The sequence below is a fragment of the Enterococcus sp. DIV0086 genome, assembly GCF_050498705.1.
Lineage (GTDB): Bacteria > Bacillota > Bacilli > Lactobacillales > Enterococcaceae > Enterococcus > Enterococcus faecalis.
Window position 1 is genome coordinate 136931 of the sequence record NZ_JBNIDN010000001.1, and the last position, 21715, is coordinate 158645.

A 21715-nucleotide genomic window follows, 5' to 3' on the forward strand; every position below is an offset into this window, starting at 1 on the left:
CCAGATTTCATTGGGCAACCTGACTGAAATTGTTAAATTGTTCTGTCGAAACGACAAAAAAGTGGTAAACTAAACGTGTATGTTAGTTATTTAATCAAAAGTAATGTATCCGCTTACTTATAAAATGGAAACGAAGGAGCATATTGCAATGACAGAAAAACTTTTAGGAAGTATCGAAGCCGGTGGCACAAAATTTGTATGTGGCGTTGGGACAGATGATTTGACCATTGTGGAACGTGTCAGTTTTCCCACAACAACCCCAGAAGAAACAATGAAAAAAGTAATAGAATTTTTCCAACAATATCCTTTAAAAGCGATTGGGATTGGTTCGTTTGGTCCGATTGATATTCACGTTGATTCTCCTACGTATGGTTATATCACTTCTACACCAAAATTAGCTTGGCGTAACTTTGACTTGTTAGGAACTATGAAACAACATTTTGATGTGCCAATGGCTTGGACAACGGATGTGAATGCTGCGGCATATGGTGAGTATGTTGCTGGAAATGGGCAACATACATCTAGTTGTGTATATTATACAATTGGAACTGGTGTTGGCGCTGGAGCGATTCAAAACGGTGAGTTTATTGAAGGCTTTAGCCACCCAGAAATGGGGCATGCGTTAGTCCGTCGTCATCCTGAAGATACGTATGCAGGAAATTGTCCTTATCATGGAGATTGTTTAGAAGGGATTGCAGCAGGACCAGCAGTTGAAGGTCGTTCTGGTAAAAAAGGTCATTTATTGGAAGAGGATCATAAAACTTGGGAACTAGAAGCTTATTATTTAGCGCAAGCAGCGTACAATACTACTTTATTATTAGCGCCAGAAGTGATCATTTTAGGCGGCGGTGTCATGAAACAACGTCATTTGATGCCGAAAGTTCGTGAAAAATTTGCTGAATTAGTCAATGGATACGTGGAAACACCGCCTTTAGAAAAATACTTGGTGACGCCTCTTTTAGAAGATAATCCAGGAACAATTGGTTGCTTTGCCTTGGCAAAAAAAGCTTTAATGGCTCAAAAATAACCATTTATTCGTAGTTCATGCATTATATTTGAAGGAAATGGCTAAGAATGATACTCTTATTATGTAATTAATTATTTAGGAGGGATTAGCATGGCAGATTTAAAAGGACGTTTTGACGATGCAAAAGATAAAGTAGAAGGTACTGCAAAAGAAGCGCAAGGCAAAGTTACGGATGATAAAGGCAAAGAACTTGAAGGAAAAGCTCAATCAACCTTTGCTGACGTAAAAGACAAAGCACGTGATGCCGGCGACGACCTTAAAGAAGGCGCTGAAAAATTAACTGATAAAGTTAAAGAAGGCTTTGAAGACTTAAAAGACAAATTTAGTAAAGATAAATAAAAATTAACAAAAGAGCGTGGGCTTACGTTATTTCAACGTAGGCCCACGCTCTTTTGTTTAGACATCAAATCCTTGTTTTTGCAAGAAAATTTTTACTTCTGGGCGACGATTATAAGAAAAATAGGACAAAGACTTCTGTGACCAATCCGCTGTTTGGGCGTTACTTGAGCGGCTGGCATAATAATCTTTTAATAATTCATCATATGTGTGCATATTTGTCAATTTGTCTGATTGGTAGTGATTTTCGCTTAAAATATTTTCAAAAGGCATCCGTGGTTTTACACCATTTAACGTTTCTGGTACACCGATTGTTAATCCGAAAAGTGGTACAGTTAATTCAGGCAAAGATAAGCGTTTGGCTACTGTGTCTAAGTCATTTCGAATGCCGCCAATATAACAAATCCCTAAATCCATAGATTCAGCCGCAATGGCCATGTTTTGCGCAGCAATCGTTGTATCAACGGCAGCTACTAATAATGATTCTGGTGTCTTTAAGGGTTCTAATGATTGCCCCTCTTTTGACAAAATCGTTGCATGACGATACAAATCAGCAACAAAAACATAGAACACACCAGTGTTAACGACATAGTCTTCACAATTCGCTAAACGTCCTAATTCTCTGCGTAGCTCAGGATCTTTGATTTCTATAATTGTATAAGCTTGTAAAAAATTGGAGCTTGATCCTGCTTGAGCTGCAGTAATTAACTGTTGTTTCTGCTTGTCCGTTAACGCTTGCTTTTTAAAATGACGAACGGAACGGTGACTTAGTAATTGTTCAATTGTTTGATTCATAAAAAACCTCCGTTTAAATTAAGAAAGAGAACAGAAAAACCCACAGCTTAATAGTGGGTTTCTCTGTCGTTAATTGCTAAAGATTACAGAATACGTTCAAATGGATCTAAACTAATTCCTTGGTCTAAAACGATTTTTGCGTATTCTTTCGCTGCAAATAAAGAATGATCTTTGTAGTTTCCACACTCTTTTGCAGAGACTGCTGGAACAACTTCTGTATTGATTACTTTGTTTAAAACGTTGACTAATGCATCACGGATTTCTTGTGGTGAATGTTGATCCCACATAATCATATAAAAACCAGTGCGGCAACCCATTGGCGAAATGTCAATGATTCCTTTTAATTCATCACGCATGTTAACTGCTAATAAATGTTCCAACGTGTGTAATGCGCCTGTTGGTAGGGCATCTTTGTTTGGTTGTAAGAAACGTAAGTCATATTTTTCGACTAACGCATCACCATTTTGTTCTGTGCCAGCAAGGCGAACATATGGTGCTTTTACTGTGTTGTGATCTAATTCAAAACTTTCTACGCGTGCCATGAAATTTCGCTCCCTTTATAATTAAATTCGTTTTAACTATAACAAATTTAAGTCAAAAGTCAATGGATAGTCCTTTGATGGGTAATAGTTTTAAAATATCATGGGAAAATAAAAAAAATCATTTTTTTGACTATGTAGGTTTTTTCAATACTATGGTAAAATAGGACAAGTAGCTTTTACAAGAAGGTAAGAGGGGAGTATGAAAATATGGGAAAAGAATATCATGTTGCCGTGGTAGGAGCAACAGGTGCTGTCGGGACAAGAATGATTGAATTGTTAGCAGAAACAAGTTTGCCAATTGCCAGTGTGAGGTTATTGGCGTCTAAGCGTTCTGCTGGACAAGCGATTCAGTTTAAAGGACAACCTCTTATCGTGGAAGAATTAGTCCCGGAATCATTTGAAGGAATCGATTTAGCGTTATTTAGTGCTGGTGGGAGTATTTCCGAAAAGTTTGCACCAGAAGCAGTTAATCGCGGAGCTGTCGTTGTTGACAACACTAGCCATTTTAGAATGGCAAAAGATGTTCCTTTAGTTGTTCCAGAAGTGAATCCGGAAGCCTTGAAAAATCATCAGGGAATTATCGCAAATCCCAATTGTTCTACGATTCAAATGATGGTGGCCTTGGAACCAATTCGGCAAGCGTTTGGCTTAGAACGAATCATCGTTTCAACGTATCAAGCTGTGAGTGGCGCAGGTATCCGTGCAATTAATGAGCTAAAAGAACAAGCCAAAGATTTTTTAGAGGGAAAACCTGTCAGCGAATGGTCAGCTGAAATTTTACCAGCTGGCAGTGACAAAAAACATTATCCAATTGCTTTTAATGCGTTGCCTCAAATTAATGTTTTTTCAGAAGCAGGGTATACCTACGAAGAATGGAAAATGATGAATGAAACAAAAAAAATCATGGGGGACAACGAGCTAAAAGTCGTTGCCACCTGTGTCCGTATTCCGGTAATTTCAGGACATTCTGAATCTGTTTATATAGAAGTGAAACAAGCAGATGCATCGGTCTCAGCCATCCAAGAATTAATGGCGCAAGCTCCAGGTGTAATTTTGCAAGATGAGCCAAGTGAACAACTATATCCACAAGCGCTAAATAGCGTCAACCAGAAAGAAACATTTGTCGGCCGTATTCGTCAAGACGTTGACGTGAAGAACGGTTTCCATTTATGGATTGTATCAGACAACCTATTAAAAGGAGCTGCTTGGAACTCGGTCCAAATTGCTGAAACGCTACACGAAATGAATTTGCTTCGTGTACCTGAAAACGACTAGAAGGTTTGTATTGTATACTCGGGAGGGAATAGGATGGATTTAACGAATGCAACAATTATTACGGCAATGGTTACGCCGTTTCAAGAATCGGGAGAAATAGATTTTGATAAACTACCGCAATTGGTAGACTATTTATTGGCCAATCATACAGAAGGCGTTATTTTAGCAGGAACAACTGGTGAATCACCCACGTTAACCCATGAAGAAGAATTACAATTATTCCAGCGAATGATTGAACTGATCGATGGACGTATTCCGATTATTTGTGGTGTGGGTACGAATGATACACGTGACTCAGTCGCTTTTGTGAAAGAGTTAGCGACAATCGCTGGTATCGATGCTGTTTTGGCGGTTGTTCCTTATTATAATAAACCAAATCAAGAAGGTATGTATCAACATTTTAAAACCATCGCAGAAGCAAGTGAACTGCCAATTATTTTGTACAATGTTCCTGGTAGAACGGCTGCATGCCTAGAAGTGGAAACTACTTTGCGCTTAGCACAATTGGAAAAAATTGTGGCAATTAAAGAATGTGCAGGGTTAGATGCAATTACTGAGTTGATTGAAAGAGCGCCAAAAGACTTTCTAGTGTATACTGGAGAAGACGGGTTGGCTTTTGCCACCAAGGCACTTGGCGGACAAGGGGTTATTTCGGTAGCCAGTCATGTCTTCGGTTCGTCAATGTATGAGATGTATCAAGCGCTGGAGCAGGGGAACTTGCCGGAAGCGGCTAAAATTCAACGACAGTTGTTACCAAAAATGAACGCCTTGTTTTCAGTGCCTTCGCCGGCACCCGTGAAAGCGGCCTTAAATCATTTAGGTATTCCTGTTGGAAATTTACGTTTACCTCTAGTTGCTTGTACACCAGAAGAAGAGCAAAGAATTATTCGCACGTTAGAGATTTAAAGAACGTGTAATCATAGAGAGGTGAAAAGAGTGAGTACAATAAAAATCGTTCCATTAGGCGGCGTTCGTGAAAATGGAAAAAATATGTACGTTGCTGAAGTGGAAGATGAAATTTTTGTACTGGATTGTGGATTACAATATCCAGAGAACGAACTTTTAGGAATTGACGTTGTCATTCCGGATTTTACGTATTTAGAAGAAAATAGTGAACGAATTGCAGGGGTCTTTTTAACACATGGCCATGCAGATGCAATTGGGGCCTTACCGTATTTGCTTTCAAAAATTCAAGTGCCTGTTTTTGGGACAGAATTAACGATTGAACTAGCAAAACTAAGTGTCAACAGTCATGCGGAAACGAAGAAATTTAAAGATTTCCATGTGATTGACCCGCATACAGAAATTGATTTTGGTCAAGCAACGGTGAGCTTCTTTAAAACAACGCACACCATTCCAGATTCGATTGGTGTTAGCATCAAAACAAAAGAAGGTAACATTGTTTATACTGGTGATTTTAAATTTGATCAAAGTGCGATTGAGATGTATCAAACCGATTATGGCCGCTTGGCTGAAATTGGGAAAGAAGGCGTCTTGGCGCTACTTAGTGATTCATCAAATGCTGAAAACCCAGCCCAAGTTGCATCGGAAGCCCAAATCGCTGATGAAGTGTTCGACACGATTCGCTATTGGGAAGGACGAATCATCGTGGCATGTGTGGCAAGTAATTTGCAACGGGTCCAACAAGTATTGAATGCAGCGGATCGTTCTGGTCGTAAAGTCGTTTTGACAGGCCAAGATTTTGAACGGATTATTCGGACGGCGATGAAATTGGAAAAATTACAATTACCAAGCGAAGATCTATTAGTGAAACCAAAAGAAATGAAAAAATATGCACCCGAACAGTTATTAATTTTAGAAACAGGCCGGATGGGAGAACCTATTAAGTCACTTCAAAAAATGGCTAATAATACACATGGTGTCGTTCGAATTGAAGAAGGCGATTTAGTTTATATTACGACAACGCCAACAACGGCCATGGAAACAACGGTTGCCAAAACAGAGGATATTGTCTATCGGGCCGGTGCTACGGTGAAGCAAATTTCCGACAATTTACGTGTGTCTGGTCACGCTAATCCGAATGACTTGCAATTGATGCTGAACTTAATGAAACCAAAATATTTCATTCCTGTCCAAGGTGAATACCGCCAGTTAGCTGCGCATGCGGACTTAGCACACGAAATTGGCATGCCTTATAAAGATATCTTTATTACAGGTCGTGGGGACATTTTAGAGTATACAAAAGGTAGAATGTCGGTAGCTGGCAGCACAACGGCCGAAAATATTATGATTGACGGGATTGGTGTCGGCGATATTGGTAATATCGTTTTACGAGATCGTCGTATTCTTTCCGAAGATGGTATTTTTGTGGCTGTTGTGACAATTAATCGCCGAGAAAAACGAATTGTTTCACCAGCTAAAATTACTTCTAGAGGTTTTGTTTACGTTAAAACAAGTAAAGACCTAATGAAAGAAAGTAGCAATATTGTCACAGAAATTGTTGAAAAGCATTTAGAAAGTGACGATTTTGAATGGAGCAAACTGAAACAAGAAATCCGCGAAAACTTAAGCCGTTATTTATTTGAACAAACCAAACGTCGTCCTGTGATCTTACCAGTTATCATGGAAGCGACGCAACGCAAGCGTCCCAAAAATAACGCATAGTTCGTCCTGATAAAAGCAGGTGATTTTAGGAGAAATTCTTCTAAAGTCATCTGTTCTTTTTTGTAACTTTCTTCTATAAATATGGTACTATTAATCAGAGCGCTGAATAAAGGAGGCGATTTTAGTGGAAGAGATTGTGTTGTTCCATACCAATGATCTTCATTCTCACTTTGAAAATTGGCCCAAAATACGGCGTCTGGTTAAAGCCAAACGTTCGCTGTACCAAAAAGAGGGCAAAACAGTCGTAACCATTGATTTAGGTGACTTTTCAGATCGGTGTCATCCTTTGACCGAAGCAACAGATGGTCGAGCAAATGTAGCTATAATGAATACATTAGCGTATGACCTGGTTACAATTGGAAATAATGAAGGAATCGGCAATTCAAAGAAACAATTAGAGCATTTATATGATCAGGCAGCATTTGAAGTGGTCTTAGCTAATTTAGAAGACCCAAAAACCAAAACGTTACCAGATTTTTGTCAAGCATATAAAATTATGACAACTAAAGAAGGCACAAAGTTAGGGTTTATTGGCTTAACCGCACCATTTCCTTTAACGTATAATCCTAATGGCTGGACAATCAAACAAGTGGAAGCAGTCCTTCCTCAACTGATTACAAAAGTTGCGCCTCAATGTGATGTTCTCATTTTGCTTAGTCACTTGGGGATAGATACTGATTTTATGATTGCGGCGAATTATCCTGAAATTCAAGTGATCTTAGGTTCCCATACACATCATTTATTTAAAGATGGTGAAAAAATTAATCATGTACAACTAGCAGCTGCTGGCAAATATGGACAGTATATTGGTGAAGTGCATCTGTTTGTGGATACCGACACGAAGCAAGTCACAAGTTATGCAAAAACGATTGAAACAGCAAGTTTAGAAGAGCAAGCAACTGATGCCAAGGAAATTGCGGGTTACTTAACGGAAGGTCATCGACTATTGCAAGCGCAGCAAATTGCACAAATCCCTGAAACCTTGTCAACGGACTTACGGCAACCGCATGCCTTTATAACTGTTGCCTTGAAGGCGTTAAAAGAAGCGGGGCAGACCGAAGCGGCTGTGTTAAACAACGGGTTATTTTTAGCAGATTTACCAGAAGGAATAATCAATGCAGACCAATTACATGAGGCCTTGCCTCATCCAATGCATTTAATCAAGGTTACCTTGAAAGGGTCAGACATGAGCCGTTTGATTCGTGAAATGGAAAAAAGTCGTCAATTTCTGCGGAAATTTCCGATTCGCGGGATGGGCTTCCGCGGGAAAATTTTTGGCGAATTATGTTATGATGGGATTCGTTTTGAGCGAAATAGCCAGACCGTTTTTTGGCAAGGGAAACCTATTCAGCCAGAGCAGAAGTATACGCTGACAACAGTGGATCACTTTCAATTTGTTCCGTTTTTCCCAACGATTGAGTTAGTTGGAGAAGTCGAATTTTTATTTCCAGACGTTTTAAGAACTGTCGTGGCGAACTATCTGCATGCCCACTATCCAATCAAATAAAAACAAGGTATAATAAAAACTAGGTGGTGAAAAAATGACAGACAAAAAGACAACCGAAAAAAAAGAAACAGAAACAGAAACTGCTGCAACCTTTACAGAAGAACTAACAGCAGTTCTTGAAGAAATAAAAGAAGAACCTGTAAAAGAAAAGAAAAAAGGGGAAATTGTCACCATTGTGAATGAAACAGATATTCAAATTGGTGAAAGAGAGTACCGAATTGTTAAAAATCATCGTGATGCCTTTGATCCTGAACGCTTAGGTGAACGGTTTAGTGAAGTATTAGCGCGTTATGATTATATCGTAGGAGACTGGGGCTATGAACAGTTACGCTTGCGTGGCTTTTTTGATACTTCTAATCGTCGGGCAGCGCCGGATCAACGCATTGATACACTAGAAGACTATTTGTATGAATATTGTAATTTTGGCTGTGCCTATTTTGTAATTGAACGAACAGGGGAACGTAAAGAAAAAACAACGCATCGTCGTCGTCGCCATAAAAAGAATAATCGTTCTAACGCGTTTGTCGAGGAAAAGAGTGCGCCCGCTAATAAAAATAGCAAGCCAGTGATTCGTACGCGAAAAGAAGAAAATAAAAAAACGACTACACCCAAACAGCCTAGTCCCAAAAAATCTGGCAAAGGCTTTACGATTCGTCAACGTGAGGAGTAAACAGAGTGAAAAAAGACTATCAAGGATATTTAATTGATTTAGATGGAACGATTTATTTAGGAAAAGAACCAATTCCAGCCGGAAAACGTTTTGTCGAGCAGTTACAGGAAAAAGATTTGCCTTTTTTATTTGTAACGAATAATACCACTAAATCTCCTGAAACAGTGGCACAACGTTTAGCAAATGAATTTGATATTCATGTCCCAGCATCCCTTGTTTATACAGCGACTTTAGCGACGATTGATTACATGAAAGAAACCAATCGAGGCAAGAAAGTCTTTGTCATCGGCGAGGCTGGTTTAATTGACTTAATTTTAGAAGCAGGTTTTGAATGGGATGAAACAAATCCTGATTATGTTGTCGTGGGACTTGATACAGAATTATCTTACGAAAAAGTGGTTTTAGCTACCTTAGCCATTCAAAAAGGGGCGTTGTTTATTGGGACCAATCCAGATAAGAACATTCCGACAGAAAGAGGCTTATTACCTGGTGCAGGTTCAGTTGTGACGTTTGTGGAGACAGCTACTCAAACAAAACCAGTTTATATTGGCAAACCAAAAGCGATTATCATGGAACGAGCGATTGCGCATTTAGGTGTGGAAAAAGAGCAAGTAATTATGGTTGGAGATAATTATGAAACCGATATTCAATCAGGGATTCAAAATGGTATTGATAGCTTGTTAGTTACATCAGGTTTTACCCCTAAGTCAGCTGTTCCAACTTTGCCAACGCCACCAACCTATGTTGTTGATTCCTTAGATGAATGGACTTTTTGAGTATGATGAGGTCGAAATTGCGTTTAAGGGAAACACTTGGACTCATTTGTTTGTTTTTAACGATTGTGGCTTTAAGTATCACGATCACGATTAATTTTCGTCCATTGTATCTTTTTGATATCCAACACTTAAATATTTTAAAAGACGTAGAGGTTGATCGTGTGACCTTGATTAAAAATTACGATCATTTAATGATGTACTTAAACAATCCTTTTGAAAAAACATTAGTATTTCCTGATTTTCCAATGTCTGATAGCGCGGCTTTTCATTTTTATGAAGTGAAAAAATTGTTTTTATTGTGCTATGGCGTATTACTAGTTACGTTGTTGCCTAGTGTCCTTTATTTAAAATATTTGGTAAAAAATCAGCGTTTATGGACATTGATACGGCCATTTCAGTGGGGAATGTTTTTGCCTGTGCTTTTTGGCTTTTTCATGCTAATTGGCTTTGATCAATTTTTTATTGCGTTTCATGGATTATTTTTTAACAACGATGCTTGGTTATTTAATCCGCTGACTGATCCGATTATCAATGCCTTACCTGAAGCCTACTTTATGCATTGTTTTATCTTGTTTTTTGTTTTATTAGAAGGCCTGTTTTTGATAGGTATTTTAATCGGAAAACGTTCTTTAAAAAAATAAAGAGAGAAAAGTGAACAATTCCAAAATTGCTCGCTTTTCTTTTTTATTCAATCTAGTTTTAAAAACTAGATTGAATAATTGTCAAAAGTATGATATTCTTTTTTAGAAATGGCTAGGAGGGTTTTTATGGACGAGATAGAAAAATCACTGCAAAATTGGGGCCAACAATTGGAAAACGTTCATTTGCCAAGATGGCATGAGTTACCAGATATTGAATTATATATGGATCAAGTGATTACTCTGATAGAAAAATACTTATCCCCATTGATTACACTGGAAAAACATACTTTGTTAACGTCCTCAATGGTTAATAATTATGTCAAACACGGGTTAATCCCGGCCCCAGTGAAAAAGCGCTACAATCAAAAGCATTTAGCGTTTTTAATTGCGATTACGTTGTTGAAACAAGTGTTAACATTGCCAGAAATTAAGCAAGGCATTTTATTCCAAGGAGCCACGGTTGGTATTCGTGAAGCGTACAATTTATTTTGTCAAGAACAGGAACGAGCGATTTATGTGATTGCTGCTCAAGCGCAAGAAAAAGAAGTTCAGGCCAAATCACAAGAACCTATGGGGATTGAATATTTGGCTGTAAAAGCAGCGACAATGTCTTTTGCTACTAAAATGTTTAGTGAAAAAGTGATTGAATTGGAACAAGAATACTTAAAAGAAATGGATGAGATGACACATGAATAAAGAAAAGATCGCACTACTGGTTGATTCTGGGACAGATGTTCCAGAGGCATTAGTCAAACAATACGGCATGTATGTCTTGCCTTTACAGATTATTTATCCTGAAAAAACCTATACAGATAAGGTAGATATTACACCAGAAGAAGTGTATCAACGTTTAGAGAAAGAAATCCCTAGTACTTCATTACCAGATGGTGCAACAATCCAAGCTATTTTTGACAAAATTAAAAAAGCGGGTTACGAAAAAGTCTTAGCGGTGACCATTTCTAGTGGTTTAAGTGGAACCTATAATGTGGTTCGCTTGCTTGGAGAACAAACCGAAGGACTAGATGTATTTGTTTTAGATACAAAGAACATTGGTATCGGGGCTGGCATTCAAGCGATTCGAGCAGCAGAATTAATTGAAACAGGATTAGGATGGCAAGAATTACAACAAAAATTAACAGAAGAAGTAGCCAACGCAAAAGTATTTTTTAATGTAGCCACTTTAGAATATCTACAAAAAGGTGGACGAATTGGTTTAGTCACTTCTATTTTAGGCAATGCGCTAAAATTAAACCCTATTATTTCTTGTAATGAAGAAGGCATTTATTATACGGTGGCTAAGTCTCGTGGCCGTAAAAAAAGTCTTGATAAAACGTTTGAGTTGGTGACGAACTTTATAAGTGAGGCACCCCGTTTTCGTTTGGCAGTCGCTCACGGTGCGGCAGAGGAAGAAGCAAAAGCAATGATGGAACACTTGAAAGCGGCTTTTCCACAAGCAGAAGAAATTTACTTTGGAACGATTAGTCCGGCATTAGTTGTTCATACAGGACCAGGACTTTTAGGTGTTGGTATACAGTTATTAAATGATTAATTAAATGAAAAATCTCCTCAAATTTTTTTGAGGGGATTTTTCATTTAAGATTTCTCTTTTTCATAGAAATATCATTTTGCTGAAAAAACAACGAAAATTATATTGAAAATTTCACGAATGTGTTACAATTTGTCTACAAAGGGGGAATTTTTTGTGAAAAAAGCAATAGCAGAATGTTTAGGAACATTTATTCTTGTCTTTTTTGGGACAGGAACAGCCGTTCTAGGAAATGGTATGGAAGGGATTGGAACAACGGGGATTGCCTTAGCCTTTGGGTTAACAATCGTTGCTGCTGCCTATAGTATTGGCACAATTTCAGGTGCACATCTAAATCCAGCTGTTTCTATAGGAATGTGGCTTAATAAACGAATAACAACAATGGAACTAATCTACTATGTAGTGGGACAAATTGTTGGCGGCTTGATTGCCTCATTTGCATTATTAAGCATTCTAAAAGGTGCTGGTAAAAGTATTGAGAACTTAGGTCAAAATGGTGTAGGGGAATTAAGTGTTGCTGGTGCATTGACAGTCGAAATTATTTTAACATTTATTTTTGTTTTAGTTGTCATGACAGTTACAAGTGCTAAGAAAGGCAATGCTTCATTAGCAGGAATCGTAATTGGGTTAACACTAACAATGATTCACTTAGTCGGCATTCCTTTGACAGGAACTTCTGTCAACCCAGCTCGTAGCATCGCGCCAGCCGTTTTTGCGGGTGGTTCAGCGTTATCTGAGTTGTGGATTTTTATCGTTGCGCCATTAATTGGTGGATTATTAGCCGCTCTTGTAGCAAAATTCGTCTTAGATACGGAAGAATAGATTAGCGAAAGAAGAATCTTTGATAACAAGCGTCAATTGTTGTCAGAGATTCTTTTTTTGTTATACTAGGAGAACCTAAAGGCGCATTTTTAACCAAAGATGAAAACATCATCAAAATAAGGTATAATAGGAAAGTATCAAATAAGATTAGAAGGAAAAAGAGGTGTCTCTTTGTGAAGAAAATTTTAGTAGTTGATGACGAGAAGCCAATTTCAGAGATCGTTAAATATAATTTGGTTAAAGAAGGATATGAAGTATTTACTGCTTATGATGGAGAAGAAGCACTTGAAAAAGTGGAAGAAGTGGAACCAGACTTAATTATTTTAGACTTAATGCTCCCTAAAATGGATGGCTTAGAAGTCGCACGAGAAGTGCGCAAAACACATGATATGCCAATCATTATGGTGACTGCCAAAGATTCTGAAATTGATAAGGTTTTAGGATTGGAATTAGGAGCCGATGACTATGTAACGAAACCATTTTCAAATCGTGAATTAGTTGCTCGTGTAAAAGCCAATTTACGGCGAGGTGCAACCAATGCGAAAGAAGCCGAGGTGACAACACAATCTGAATTAACGATTGGTGATTTAACCATTCATCCTGATGCATATATGGTCTCAAAACGGGGTGAAAAAATTGAATTAACCCACCGTGAATTTGAGTTACTTTATTACTTAGCAAAACATATCGGACAAGTGATGACTCGTGAACATTTATTACAAACCGTTTGGGGTTATGATTATTTTGGTGATGTGCGGACAGTGGACGTAACCGTACGTCGTTTAAGAGAAAAAATTGAAGATAGTCCAAGTCATCCAACGTATTTAGTTACTCGTCGTGGGGTTGGTTATTATCTAAGAAATCCTGAACAGGAGTAATCAGGTATGAAGAAAAAAGTTCACTTTTTTCAATCTGTTAATTTTAAGATTGCTTTATCATTTATTCTGCTGTTACTAATCGCGATTCAAATCATTGGTGGCTATTTCATTCGTGAATTGGAAGCCACTACAATTTCCGATTTTAAAAAAAATATGGATTCCCAAGTTGTCCAATTGTCAAATACGTTAAGCACGCAGATGAGCAACAAAGATCTCGAACGTAGTGACGTTGATGCAAATTTAAAAAAAGCGTTATCTGATTTTTCAAATGCAGACATTTCTGAAGCGAGAATTGTCGATGATAAAGGGATTATTCGGGCAACCAATGATTTAAATCAACAAAATATTATTGGGAAAAAGAATGATTATCGTGATTTAAATGACTTTACGAGTAAAAAATATCAAGCTTTAGATAATGATAAACGCGTGTATGTGAATGTCCAGCCGATTCAATCGCCTACTGGAGAAACAGTGATTGGTGTCCTTTATGTGAAAAGTAATTTAGAAAATAAATACCAAGAAATTACCAACACAGCAAGTATCTTTTTCACTGCTTCTATTATTGCCGCAGCAATCTCGATTATTGTGACCTTACTGATTGCACGATCAATCACGAAGCCGATTGGTGAAATGCGCGAGCAAGCCATTCGAATCGCTCGTGGTGATTACGCTGGAAAAGTAGAAGTCCATGGAAAAGATGAATTAGGCCAATTAGCAGAAACATTTAATCAATTATCAGAACGGATTGAAGAAGCACAAGAAACAATGGAATCAGAAAGAAATCGTTTAGATAGTGTCTTAACGCATATGACAGATGGTGTCATTGCGACGGATCGCCGCGGAAAGGTGATTACAATTAATGAGATGGCCCTTTCATTATTAAATGTAAAAAATGAAAATGTGATTGGGACCTCGTTATTAGAGTTGTTAGATATTGAAGAAGATTACACATTACGGAAGCTGTTAGAAGAGCCAGATGAACTGCTGATTGATCGCTCAACGTCTGATCGTGAAGAAGACCAAATGATTATCCGGGTAGACTTTACGATGATTCGTCGGGAATCAGGATTTATTACTGGCTTAGTTTGCGTACTTCATGACGTCACAGAACAGGAAAAAAACGAACGGGAAAGACGGGAATTTGTTTCCAATGTTTCTCATGAGTTGCGAACGCCTTTGACAAGTATGCGTAGTTATATAGAGGCTTTGAGTGAAGGAGCTTGGGAAAACCCTGAGATTGCGCCGAATTTCTTAAAAGTCACGTTAGAAGAAACCGACCGGATGATTCGTATGATTAATGATTTGTTAAATTTATCTCGGATGGACTCTGGGAATACACATCTTCAATTAGAGTATGTGAATTTTAACGAATTGATTAATTTTGTCTTGGATCGCTTTGATATGATGATTGAAAATGAGCAAAAAAATTACAAAATTCGCCGTGAATTTACTAAACGCGATTTATGGGTAGAGTTAGATACAGACAAAGTAATTCAGGTTTTAGACAACATTTTGAACAATGCGATTAAGTATTCGCCAGATGGCGGCGTCATTACCTGCCGACTAGTTGAAACACATAATAATGTCGTCTTTAGTATCTCGGACCAAGGTTTGGGCATCCCTAAAAAAGATCTCGGGAAAGTCTTCGAGCGTTTTTATCGTGTGGATAAAGCACGTGCGCGAGCACAAGGTGGGACTGGTTTAGGTTTAGCAATTTCTAAAGAAGTAATTCGGGCCCATAACGGGAGTATTTGGGTGGAAAGTACAGAAGGTGAAGGATCGACTTTCTATATTTCACTACCATATGAACCTTATGAAGAGGATTGGTGGGAATGATGAAATTATCAGAATGGATTACAAGAATTGGCTTGATTTTGATGGTCATTTTAAGTATATATTTTTCAGTCAATATCTGGCTGAATTCTGCCAAAAAAATACCAGAAATGAAGTCGGGAAGCCAAGTCACAACAGCTGTCAATGAAAAAGCCATTGGCGATGTCTATTTACCTTTGCAATTGATTCGAATAGCCGATGGAAAAGCGATGCAAAGTAATCGTGAAACATTAATTAGTAATGTTCAAAATGATATTAAAATGGCTACGTTTGGTAAATTGACACAAGTTGTGACAAAAAATGCAGAGCAACTTAAGCGCTACAACCAAATGGAACAAGGCATTGAACTTCTTTATCAAGGTCCCTTTTTAATCTCGGACTATGCTTCGATTTATAATCTATCCATTAATTTTACTAACTTTAATGAGTTGACGGACCAGTATTTTACGAAAATTCAATTGGATTTTAACGAAAATAAGATACGTTTTTTAGATTATGACCAAGCCAACGTCTATGAAGCGCCCATGACTGTCAATAAGGCGCGCTTAATGGGAATTATCAATAAAGAGGGATTACAATATCAAGACGTTTCCGAAAATACGCTAACCAAACAAGGGCAATGTTATTTAACCAATGATATGAAGTTGAAAAAGTACAGTTATATTTTAGCTTCGCAACCAGTTACTCGTTTTAGGAATGCTTTTTTCAATGAAACGGAAGATATCCAAACCAATGAAGACAGTCAAGACTTAACCTATACGAGTAAAGAAGAACGATTGTTTGCAGAAGAAAAACTGGGAAAAATCGATTTTAAAGGGACCTTGCCAGAAGAGAATAAACGGGACTCAATCTATAATCAAAGCTTTTCTTATGTAAAACGTTTAGGAACCAATATGGGGAATTTACGTTACTTTGATCGAACGAAAGATAGTGTCAATTATCGGACTTTTGTGGAAGGTTTCCCAGTGTTCAGTAATGATTTAAAAGGCCAAGTGGATATTCGCATCACGAACAACGATGGTGCTGCGCCAAGCGTAACCATTAACACAAGTGTGAATACGATCCAAGTGCCGATTCCTTCAGAAGAAGAAGTGACGCTGGAAAGCACGGAAAAATTGATTAAGCGTTTAGAAACGGCTGGTGCTAAAAAGGAAAAAATTCAATCGGCTGTTATCGGTTATACGTGGCAGACAATTGAAGAAGTCAAACAAGTCGTTGATTTAAGTCCGGAATGGTATGTCCTTTATAACAACAATTGGTACACTGCAACGGACTTGGTAAAACAATTACCAAGCTTGGAGGTGGGCTAATGGATTTTAAACGAATTGAGTGGATTTTCTTCTTAGCATTTTTAGGATTAAATATCTTTTTATTTGGAATTTATCGGGAAGGTCAACAAGAGGAGAGCAACGTCTCTTCTTCCAGCCAAACAGAATCGATTGAAAGTCGGTTGGAAAAAGATAACATCTCGTATAAAGGAACACTTTCTTCAGAACGATTGGAAGGTTATTATTTAAGTGGCGAACAAACCAATTTTTCTGCTGCTTTAAAAATCCAACGTGAAAAGAATAAAAATTTTTTGAGAAATGGGCTGCAAATTGCGGATAATACTTTAACGAGTGTACCTAGTAAAAACTATTTTATTGATCCTAAGAAAATTGATAAAGATTTAAGTACCTTTTTAAATGAAAAAAATGCTTTATTATTCGGAGACGAATATCAATACTTACCAGAATTTTCTCATTTAAAAGAGCCGACGGCAGAAATTGTGGCTGCACAATCGTATAAAGGAATTCCTTTTAGAGACGACACGGCAAAATTAAGTATTTTAGCAGATACGTCAGGTGAATTATGGAAAATTAGTAAATATTCGCAAACGCACATTGAAAATATTGAAGAGTTACGAGACAAAACGGATTTATATTCCAATCGTGATGCGATAGACACGCTCTATATGAATAACCGGATTCCTAGTAATTCCAAAATAACATTCATTAAATTGGCCTATTCAAGAATTTATAAAATTCGTGAGAAAAATGTATACGTTCCAGTCTGGTTTGTAGGAATTTCTACTGGTGAAGATTCAGTTGAAATTGAACAGGTGAATGCCGTAAGTAATACCATCATCACAAATAATACTGTGCCAAAGGTGGAAAAACATTAAGGTCCGTTGTATAATGAAACACGTTAATGTTGTAATGTAGAAGGGAAGAGTTTTAAATGGATTCAGAGTTTGCTTTTAATATCAGTGTTCTTGCCAGTGGCAGTACAGGCAATTCCCTTTTTATTGAAACCAACCAAAAGAAAGTATTAGTAGATGCGGGTTTAAGTGGCAAAAAAATCACTTCACTTTTAGCAGAAGTCAATCGCAAACCAGAAGATTTAGATGCGATTTTAGTTACACATGAACATCGGGATCACATTCATGGCGTTGGCGTGTTAGCGCGAAAATATAAGTTAGATGTCTATGCTAATGAAAAAACGTGGCAAGCGATGGATCCCATGATTGGCAAAGTCGATGTCGCTCAAAAACATATTTTTGAAATGGGCAAAGTTTTGACCTTGGGAGATATGGACATTGAAAGTTTTGGTGTCTCACATGATGCGATTGCGCCTCAATTTTATCGTTTTCATCGCAATAATCGTTCCTTTGTTGTTCTAACGGATACAGGTTATTGCAGCGATCATATTCGTGGCACGATTGAAAACGCAGATGCTTATTTAGTCGAAAGCAATCATGAAATTGAAATTTTGCGAGCAGGACCTTATCCATGGAGTCTTAAACAACGGATTTTAGGAGATAAAGGCCATCTATCCAATGATGATGGTGCTCTTGTGATGGCGGATGTGTTAGGTGATAAAACAAAACGCATTTATTTAGGTCATCTTAGCAAAGAAAATAATACGAAACTTCATGCGCGAATGGCAATGGAGTCTACTTTGAAGCAAAAGGATTTAGGCGTCGGTGAAGCATTTAAGGTATATGATACAGACCCCGATTCAGCCTCAGAGTTATTTCAAATTTAGAATAATGGTGGTTTATCAGTTTTTGAGCGTGGAGCAAAAATCCAAAGTGATTTTTGTCCCATGCTCATTTTTTGTTCTTTTATCCAGCTGGTTTGACAGAGACATCGGTGATAATACTTTTAAACTCTTAGTTAATTTTTTGACAAATACTTGTGTTTGTCTGGTGTTAGGAGTATAGTTAACTAGATTTTTACTAGTGGGAGGTCTATAATGTTTCAATTTTTACCAAACTCTGTTTTACAGATGAGCACTATTTTTCTTTCGATTATTATCGAAGCATTGCCTTTTGTCATGTTAGGTTGCTTGATTTCAGGCGCTTTACATGTTTTTTTAACACCAGAACGAGTAAAAAAAGTGTTACCTAAAAATAAATTTTTATCAATTTGTGTAGGGAGTTTCCTAGGGTTTTTCTTCCCTTCTTGTGAATGCGGGATCGTCCCAATTGTGCATCAATTTGTTAAAAAAGATGTACCAACACATACCGCTTTTGCTTTTATGTTAACGGCACCAATCATTAATCCAATTGTGCTATTCTCAACATACGTAGCCTTTAGTGGCGCAACAAAATTTGTGATTTGGCGAGTTTTAGGCAGTATGATTGTCGCGTGGGTTATCGGCATTTGGTTAGCTTATTTTCGAAAAGAATCAATTTTAACAGAAAAAGAGTTGGCGCAGATTAAAGAAGAGCAGGTTGCTCATACGCATGAACACGTTGATGAAGTTCGTTCATTTTGGAAAAACGGCTGGTCAGCGTTAACCCATAGTATTGATGAATTTTTTGATACAGGTCGCTATTTAATTTTTGGTTCTTTGTTGGCAGCAATCATGCAAACGTATATCCCAACTGGTGCACTTATGCAATTAGGCCATTCAAAGATTTTAGCGATTCTAGTCATGCTAGTCATCGCTGCCACTCTATCACTTTGTTCAGAAGCAGATGCATTTATTGGTTCTTCTCTTTTGAGTTTGTTTGGAACAGGACCAATTGTCGCCTTCCTAGTTTTTGGTCCAATGGTAGATATTAAAAATTTATTGATGATGAAACGTTATTTTAAAATGTCATTCATTGTACAATTTGTTTTGATAGTGGCGCTTGTCGTAACTATTTATGCGGCAGTAGTTTAGAAAGGAGGCCTACAATCGATGATACGATTTATTATTTTAATTGGATATATGGGTTTGATGATGTATCTTCAAATTTCAGGTGAACTGAACCAATATATCAATATTCATTATAATTACTTAGCTGTTTTATCAATGGTTTTAGCTTTTATTATGGCGATTGTCCAATTGATTTTGTGGAACCAAGCAGATCCATCAATGCAAAAAAAACATGAAGACATGCACCAACATGGGGGACATGAACATCATGGCCATCAGCATAATTTGGAAAAACCTAGCCAAAGAGGGCTTGCCTATTTACTACTTTCTTTACCATTGATTGTTGGCTTATTATTTCCGACAGTTAGTTTAGACACAACAATTGTTGAAGCAAAAGGATTTAACTTTCCAGTAAGTAAAGAATCAGTAGGGGATCCTGATATGCAAACGCAATATTTGAAACCTGATACAAGTATGTATTTCAATAAGACGGATTATGACAAGCAGATGGCAAAAGCCATGAAACAATATGATGGCCAATCTGTGATTTCAATTACGGATGAAAACTATTTGGAAATTATGGAACTAATCTATAATTATCCAAGTCAATTTGCAGGGAAAAGGATTTCTTATAAAGGCTTTGTCTATAATTCAAAACGAGAAGAAAGTGTTGACCAATTTGTCTTCCGTTTTGGGATTATTCATTGTGTCGCTGATTCTGGCGTTTTTGGCTTGTTGGTTCATTTTCCTGAACATACTCAATTTCAAAACAATGATTGGGTAACGATTACCGGAACGGTTGAGTTATCCTATTATCCACCGTTTAAACGGCAAATACCAACTGTGCAAGTGGAGAAAGTCAAAGCAGATCAAGCACCAAAAAATCAATATGTCTATCGTTCCTTTTAAAAAAAGTTGGTTGCTTCCTTATCAAATGGCAGCAACCAACTTTTTTGCTATCTATTTTTTAATTTTGTTGCGCTTACGACGAATAAAACCCAAAGATTCTCTTTTTTCCCGAAAGCTGCGGATATTCTGATTGAAAACCTCAGAAGCGACTAAGCCTAACGCAATTACCCCAGCAATCATTACAGCTTGCACGGTAAAATAGGCGCCTTTTTCATAATTGCCAATTACGATATTCCGAACAGCTTGATAAGCTAAGCCACCAGGTACCAATGGAACAATACCAGGAATATTAAAAATCGTGACAGGCATTTTCAATATTTTTGAGAATAGGTAGCTTACTGCCGCAACACCGACAGCACCGATGAGGGAACCTAATGCCGCATTTCCACTAAAAACTTCAACGATTACCCAATAAAGCATCCAGCTTACACTACCAGTTAGACCACAAGCCACCAGTGATCGTCGAGGAACATTAATAATAATTGCAAACGCCGCAGAAGCTAAAAAACTAAAGATAAATTGTACCAAAACGATTCCTAGCAAGTAAGTCACTCCTTTTAATAGAAAAGTTGAAAGACAAAAGCAATGCCAAAACCAATCATTCCTGAAGTCATTAATGCTTCAGTCCCACGAGAAACACCCGATAAGTAGTGTCCAGCTAGCAAATCGCGAAGAGCATTGGTAATTTGCACACCAGGCACTAAAGGCATGACACAACCAATGATGATTAAATCTTGTGATTGTCCGAGTCCCAATTTGACTGAAAGAATAGCGGCTGCACCAATGAACAGCGAAGCTAAAAATTCAGATAAAAATTTAATCTTGAGAAACTTTAAACTAAAATAATAAAGACTATAGCCGCAACCACCAATCAGAAAAGTCAAGAACAAATCGGACCAGACACCACCAAAAAGAATCATAATTGTAGCGCTGACAACGGCCGCACTAACAATGCGTGCGCTAATTGGAAAATGTCGGTGTTCACTATCTATCACTTTTAGTTTATTCAGTAATTCCTCTAAAGAAAAATCACCAGCCACATAAGCACGAGACAGCTGATTCACACGAGAGATTTTTTCTAAATCAATGCCACGTTTCATTACTTGAACCATACGAATCGTGGAGGTTCCATCTATGCCAACAAATAACCCGGTTTGTGTCACATAGCTAACCATTCGATAGTTGCCAGAAGCAAGCGCAATTCGGCTCATTGTATCTTCAACACGGTACATTTCTGCATCGCTTTCTATCATAATTTTACCAGCTAACAAACAGGTTTCTAAAAGTAAATCCAAATGAGCAGGAGTCATTGAGCAAGCCTCACTTTATGTATTTTCTTCTAGTGTACTACAAACGAACCAAAAAGAGGAAATAAATAACAGCTGCAATCGAAAATTTACATCGT

At 37.6% G+C, this 21715-nt stretch carries 23 protein-coding genes; 19 read left to right on the top strand and 4 right to left on the bottom strand.

The window, feature by feature from the left end:
• The first annotated feature begins 148 nt into the window (after positions 1–148).
• Together scrK and IGI63_RS00680 are read left to right on the top strand one after the other, a co-directional pair.
• Positions 149–1027: a fructokinase ScrK gene (gene scrK, locus IGI63_RS00675; RefSeq protein WP_002361643.1), complete on the top strand. Its 879-nt coding sequence runs from the start codon at positions 149–151 to the stop codon at positions 1025–1027.
• Positions 1028–1117: 90 nt separating this feature from the next.
• Complete coding sequence (locus IGI63_RS00680; protein WP_002357962.1) at positions 1118–1366, top strand: YtxH domain-containing protein; 249 nt, start codon at positions 1118–1120, stop codon at positions 1364–1366.
• 57 nt (positions 1367–1423) lie between these two features.
• Here IGI63_RS00680 and nfsA read toward each other — a convergent pair whose 3' ends face one another.
• Both nfsA and IGI63_RS00690 read right to left on the bottom strand, forming a co-directional pair.
• Positions 1424–2158 carry an oxygen-insensitive NADPH nitroreductase gene (nfsA, locus tag IGI63_RS00685; protein ID WP_429975132.1) on the bottom strand — a complete coding sequence of 245 codons (735 nt, stop codon included), beginning with the start codon at positions 2156–2158 and terminating at the stop codon, positions 1424–1426.
• 83 nt (positions 2159–2241) lie between these two features.
• Entirely contained in the window at positions 2242–2700 is a 459-nt protein-coding gene (locus tag IGI63_RS00690) for an S-ribosylhomocysteine lyase (protein WP_002357960.1), read from the bottom strand.
• 207 nt (positions 2701–2907) lie between these two features.
• On the opposite strand from IGI63_RS00690, the gene IGI63_RS00695 reads away from it, so the two are divergent.
• The 17 genes from IGI63_RS00695 to IGI63_RS00775 all read left to right on the top strand — a co-directional run bounded on the left by IGI63_RS00695 (position 2908) and on the right by IGI63_RS00775 (position 20310).
• Positions 2908–3975 carry an aspartate-semialdehyde dehydrogenase gene (locus IGI63_RS00695; protein WP_429975133.1) on the top strand — a complete coding sequence of 356 codons (1068 nt, stop codon included), beginning with the start codon at positions 2908–2910 and terminating at the stop codon, positions 3973–3975.
• Between the two features lie 33 nt (positions 3976–4008).
• Positions 4009–4881 carry a 4-hydroxy-tetrahydrodipicolinate synthase gene (gene dapA, locus IGI63_RS00700; protein WP_002357957.1) on the top strand — a complete coding sequence of 291 codons (873 nt, stop codon included), beginning with the start codon at positions 4009–4011 and terminating at the stop codon, positions 4879–4881.
• Positions 4882–4911: 30 nt separating this feature from the next.
• A complete protein-coding gene (locus tag IGI63_RS00705; RefSeq protein ID WP_002357956.1) occupies positions 4912–6600 on the top strand; it encodes a ribonuclease J in 1689 nt (562 codons plus the stop codon).
• A 124-nt stretch (positions 6601–6724) separates the two neighbouring features.
• On the top strand, positions 6725–8107 hold the full coding sequence (locus tag IGI63_RS00710) for a bifunctional metallophosphatase/5'-nucleotidase (protein ID WP_429975134.1): 1383 nt from the start codon (positions 6725–6727) through the stop codon (positions 8105–8107).
• Between the two features lie 34 nt (positions 8108–8141).
• Entirely contained in the window at positions 8142–8777 is a 636-nt protein-coding gene (locus IGI63_RS00715; protein WP_010710466.1) for a YutD family protein, read from the top strand.
• Positions 8778–8782: 5 nt separating this feature from the next.
• Entirely contained in the window at positions 8783–9553 is a 771-nt protein-coding gene (locus IGI63_RS00720) for a TIGR01457 family HAD-type hydrolase (protein WP_002357953.1), read from the top strand.
• A complete protein-coding gene (locus tag IGI63_RS00725) occupies positions 9541–10194 on the top strand; it encodes a TIGR01906 family membrane protein (protein WP_002382167.1) in 654 nt (217 codons plus the stop codon). The genes IGI63_RS00720 and IGI63_RS00725 overlap by 13 nt, the downstream gene beginning before the upstream one ends.
• A gap of 126 nt (positions 10195–10320) precedes the next feature.
• Complete coding sequence (locus tag IGI63_RS00730; RefSeq protein ID WP_002357951.1) at positions 10321–10890, top strand: DUF1836 domain-containing protein; 570 nt, start codon at positions 10321–10323, stop codon at positions 10888–10890.
• Positions 10883–11743 (top strand): DegV family protein, encoded by an 861-nt coding sequence (locus IGI63_RS00735; protein WP_429975135.1) that lies wholly within the window; start codon positions 10883–10885, stop codon positions 11741–11743. Before IGI63_RS00730 ends, IGI63_RS00735 begins: the two co-directional genes overlap by 8 nt.
• A 117-nt stretch (positions 11744–11860) precedes the next feature.
• Complete coding sequence (locus IGI63_RS00740; RefSeq protein WP_002390101.1) at positions 11861–12562, top strand: MIP/aquaporin family protein; 702 nt, start codon at positions 11861–11863, stop codon at positions 12560–12562.
• Between the two features lie 173 nt (positions 12563–12735).
• On the top strand, positions 12736–13440 hold the full coding sequence (yycF, locus tag IGI63_RS00745) for a response regulator YycF (protein WP_002357947.1): 705 nt from the start codon (positions 12736–12738) through the stop codon (positions 13438–13440).
• Positions 13441–13446: 6 nt separating this feature from the next.
• Entirely contained in the window at positions 13447–15276 is a 1830-nt protein-coding gene (walK, locus tag IGI63_RS00750) for a cell wall metabolism sensor histidine kinase WalK (RefSeq protein WP_429975136.1), read from the top strand.
• Positions 15273–16583 (top strand): YycH family regulatory protein, encoded by a 1311-nt coding sequence (locus IGI63_RS00755; protein ID WP_002397184.1) that lies wholly within the window; start codon positions 15273–15275, stop codon positions 16581–16583. Before walK ends, IGI63_RS00755 begins: the two co-directional genes overlap by 4 nt.
• Complete coding sequence (locus IGI63_RS00760; RefSeq protein WP_002365516.1) at positions 16583–17437, top strand: two-component system regulatory protein YycI; 855 nt, start codon at positions 16583–16585, stop codon at positions 17435–17437. The genes IGI63_RS00755 and IGI63_RS00760 overlap by 1 nt, the downstream gene beginning before the upstream one ends.
• Positions 17438–17493: 56 nt before the next feature.
• On the top strand, positions 17494–18300 hold the full coding sequence (locus tag IGI63_RS00765) for an MBL fold metallo-hydrolase (RefSeq protein ID WP_002357943.1): 807 nt from the start codon (positions 17494–17496) through the stop codon (positions 18298–18300).
• Between the two features lie 210 nt (positions 18301–18510).
• On the top strand, positions 18511–19425 hold the full coding sequence (locus IGI63_RS00770; RefSeq protein WP_002379342.1) for a permease: 915 nt from the start codon (positions 18511–18513) through the stop codon (positions 19423–19425).
• An 18-nt stretch (positions 19426–19443) separates the two neighbouring features.
• Positions 19444–20310: a TIGR03943 family putative permease subunit gene (locus IGI63_RS00775; RefSeq protein WP_002357940.1), complete on the top strand. Its 867-nt coding sequence runs from the start codon at positions 19444–19446 to the stop codon at positions 20308–20310.
• A gap of 51 nt (positions 20311–20361) precedes the next feature.
• Here the strand turns inward: IGI63_RS00775 and IGI63_RS00780 are convergent, their stop codons facing one another.
• The gene (locus IGI63_RS00780; RefSeq protein ID WP_429975137.1) at positions 20362–20862 is read right to left on the bottom strand and encodes a threonine/serine exporter family protein; all 501 of its coding nucleotides are present in this window, start codon (positions 20860–20862) and stop codon (positions 20362–20364) included.
• A gap of 5 nt (positions 20863–20867) precedes the next feature.
• A complete protein-coding gene (locus tag IGI63_RS00785; RefSeq protein ID WP_002357938.1) occupies positions 20868–21620 on the bottom strand; it encodes a threonine/serine exporter family protein in 753 nt (250 codons plus the stop codon).
• Positions 21621–21715 lie beyond the last annotated feature (95 nt).

Excerpts from the sequence above, each read along its gene's own strand:
- scrK (WP_002361643.1), top strand. The coding sequence starts at position 149 with ATGACAGAAAAACTTTTAGGAAGTATCGAAGCCGGTGGCACAAAATTT.
- IGI63_RS00680 (WP_002357962.1), top strand. The coding sequence starts at position 1,118 with ATGGCAGATTTAAAAGGACGTTTTGACGATGCAAAAGATAAAGTAGAA.
- nfsA (WP_429975132.1), bottom strand. The coding sequence starts at position 2,158 with ATGAATCAAACAATTGAACAATTACTAAGTCACCGTTCCGTTCGTCAT.
- IGI63_RS00690 (WP_002357960.1), bottom strand. The coding sequence starts at position 2,700 with ATGGCACGCGTAGAAAGTTTTGAATTAGATCACAACACAGTAAAAGCA.
- IGI63_RS00695 (WP_429975133.1), top strand. The coding sequence starts at position 2,908 with ATGGGAAAAGAATATCATGTTGCCGTGGTAGGAGCAACAGGTGCTGTC.
- dapA (WP_002357957.1), top strand. The coding sequence starts at position 4,009 with ATGGATTTAACGAATGCAACAATTATTACGGCAATGGTTACGCCGTTT.
- IGI63_RS00715 (WP_010710466.1), top strand. The coding sequence starts at position 8,142 with ATGACAGACAAAAAGACAACCGAAAAAAAAGAAACAGAAACAGAAACT.
- IGI63_RS00725 (WP_002382167.1), top strand. The coding sequence starts at position 9,541 with ATGGACTTTTTGAGTATGATGAGGTCGAAATTGCGTTTAAGGGAAACA.
- IGI63_RS00730 (WP_002357951.1), top strand. The coding sequence starts at position 10,321 with ATGGACGAGATAGAAAAATCACTGCAAAATTGGGGCCAACAATTGGAA.
- IGI63_RS00735 (WP_429975135.1), top strand. The coding sequence starts at position 10,883 with ATGAATAAAGAAAAGATCGCACTACTGGTTGATTCTGGGACAGATGTT.
- IGI63_RS00740 (WP_002390101.1), top strand. The coding sequence starts at position 11,861 with ATGTGTTACAATTTGTCTACAAAGGGGGAATTTTTTGTGAAAAAAGCA.
- walK (WP_429975136.1), top strand. The coding sequence starts at position 13,447 with ATGAAGAAAAAAGTTCACTTTTTTCAATCTGTTAATTTTAAGATTGCT.
- IGI63_RS00755 (WP_002397184.1), top strand. The coding sequence starts at position 15,273 with ATGATGAAATTATCAGAATGGATTACAAGAATTGGCTTGATTTTGATG.
- IGI63_RS00760 (WP_002365516.1), top strand. The coding sequence starts at position 16,583 with ATGGATTTTAAACGAATTGAGTGGATTTTCTTCTTAGCATTTTTAGGA.
- IGI63_RS00765 (WP_002357943.1), top strand. The coding sequence starts at position 17,494 with ATGGATTCAGAGTTTGCTTTTAATATCAGTGTTCTTGCCAGTGGCAGT.
- IGI63_RS00770 (WP_002379342.1), top strand. The coding sequence starts at position 18,511 with ATGTTTCAATTTTTACCAAACTCTGTTTTACAGATGAGCACTATTTTT.
- IGI63_RS00775 (WP_002357940.1), top strand. The coding sequence starts at position 19,444 with ATGATACGATTTATTATTTTAATTGGATATATGGGTTTGATGATGTAT.
- IGI63_RS00785 (WP_002357938.1), bottom strand. The coding sequence starts at position 21,620 with ATGACTCCTGCTCATTTGGATTTACTTTTAGAAACCTGTTTGTTAGCT.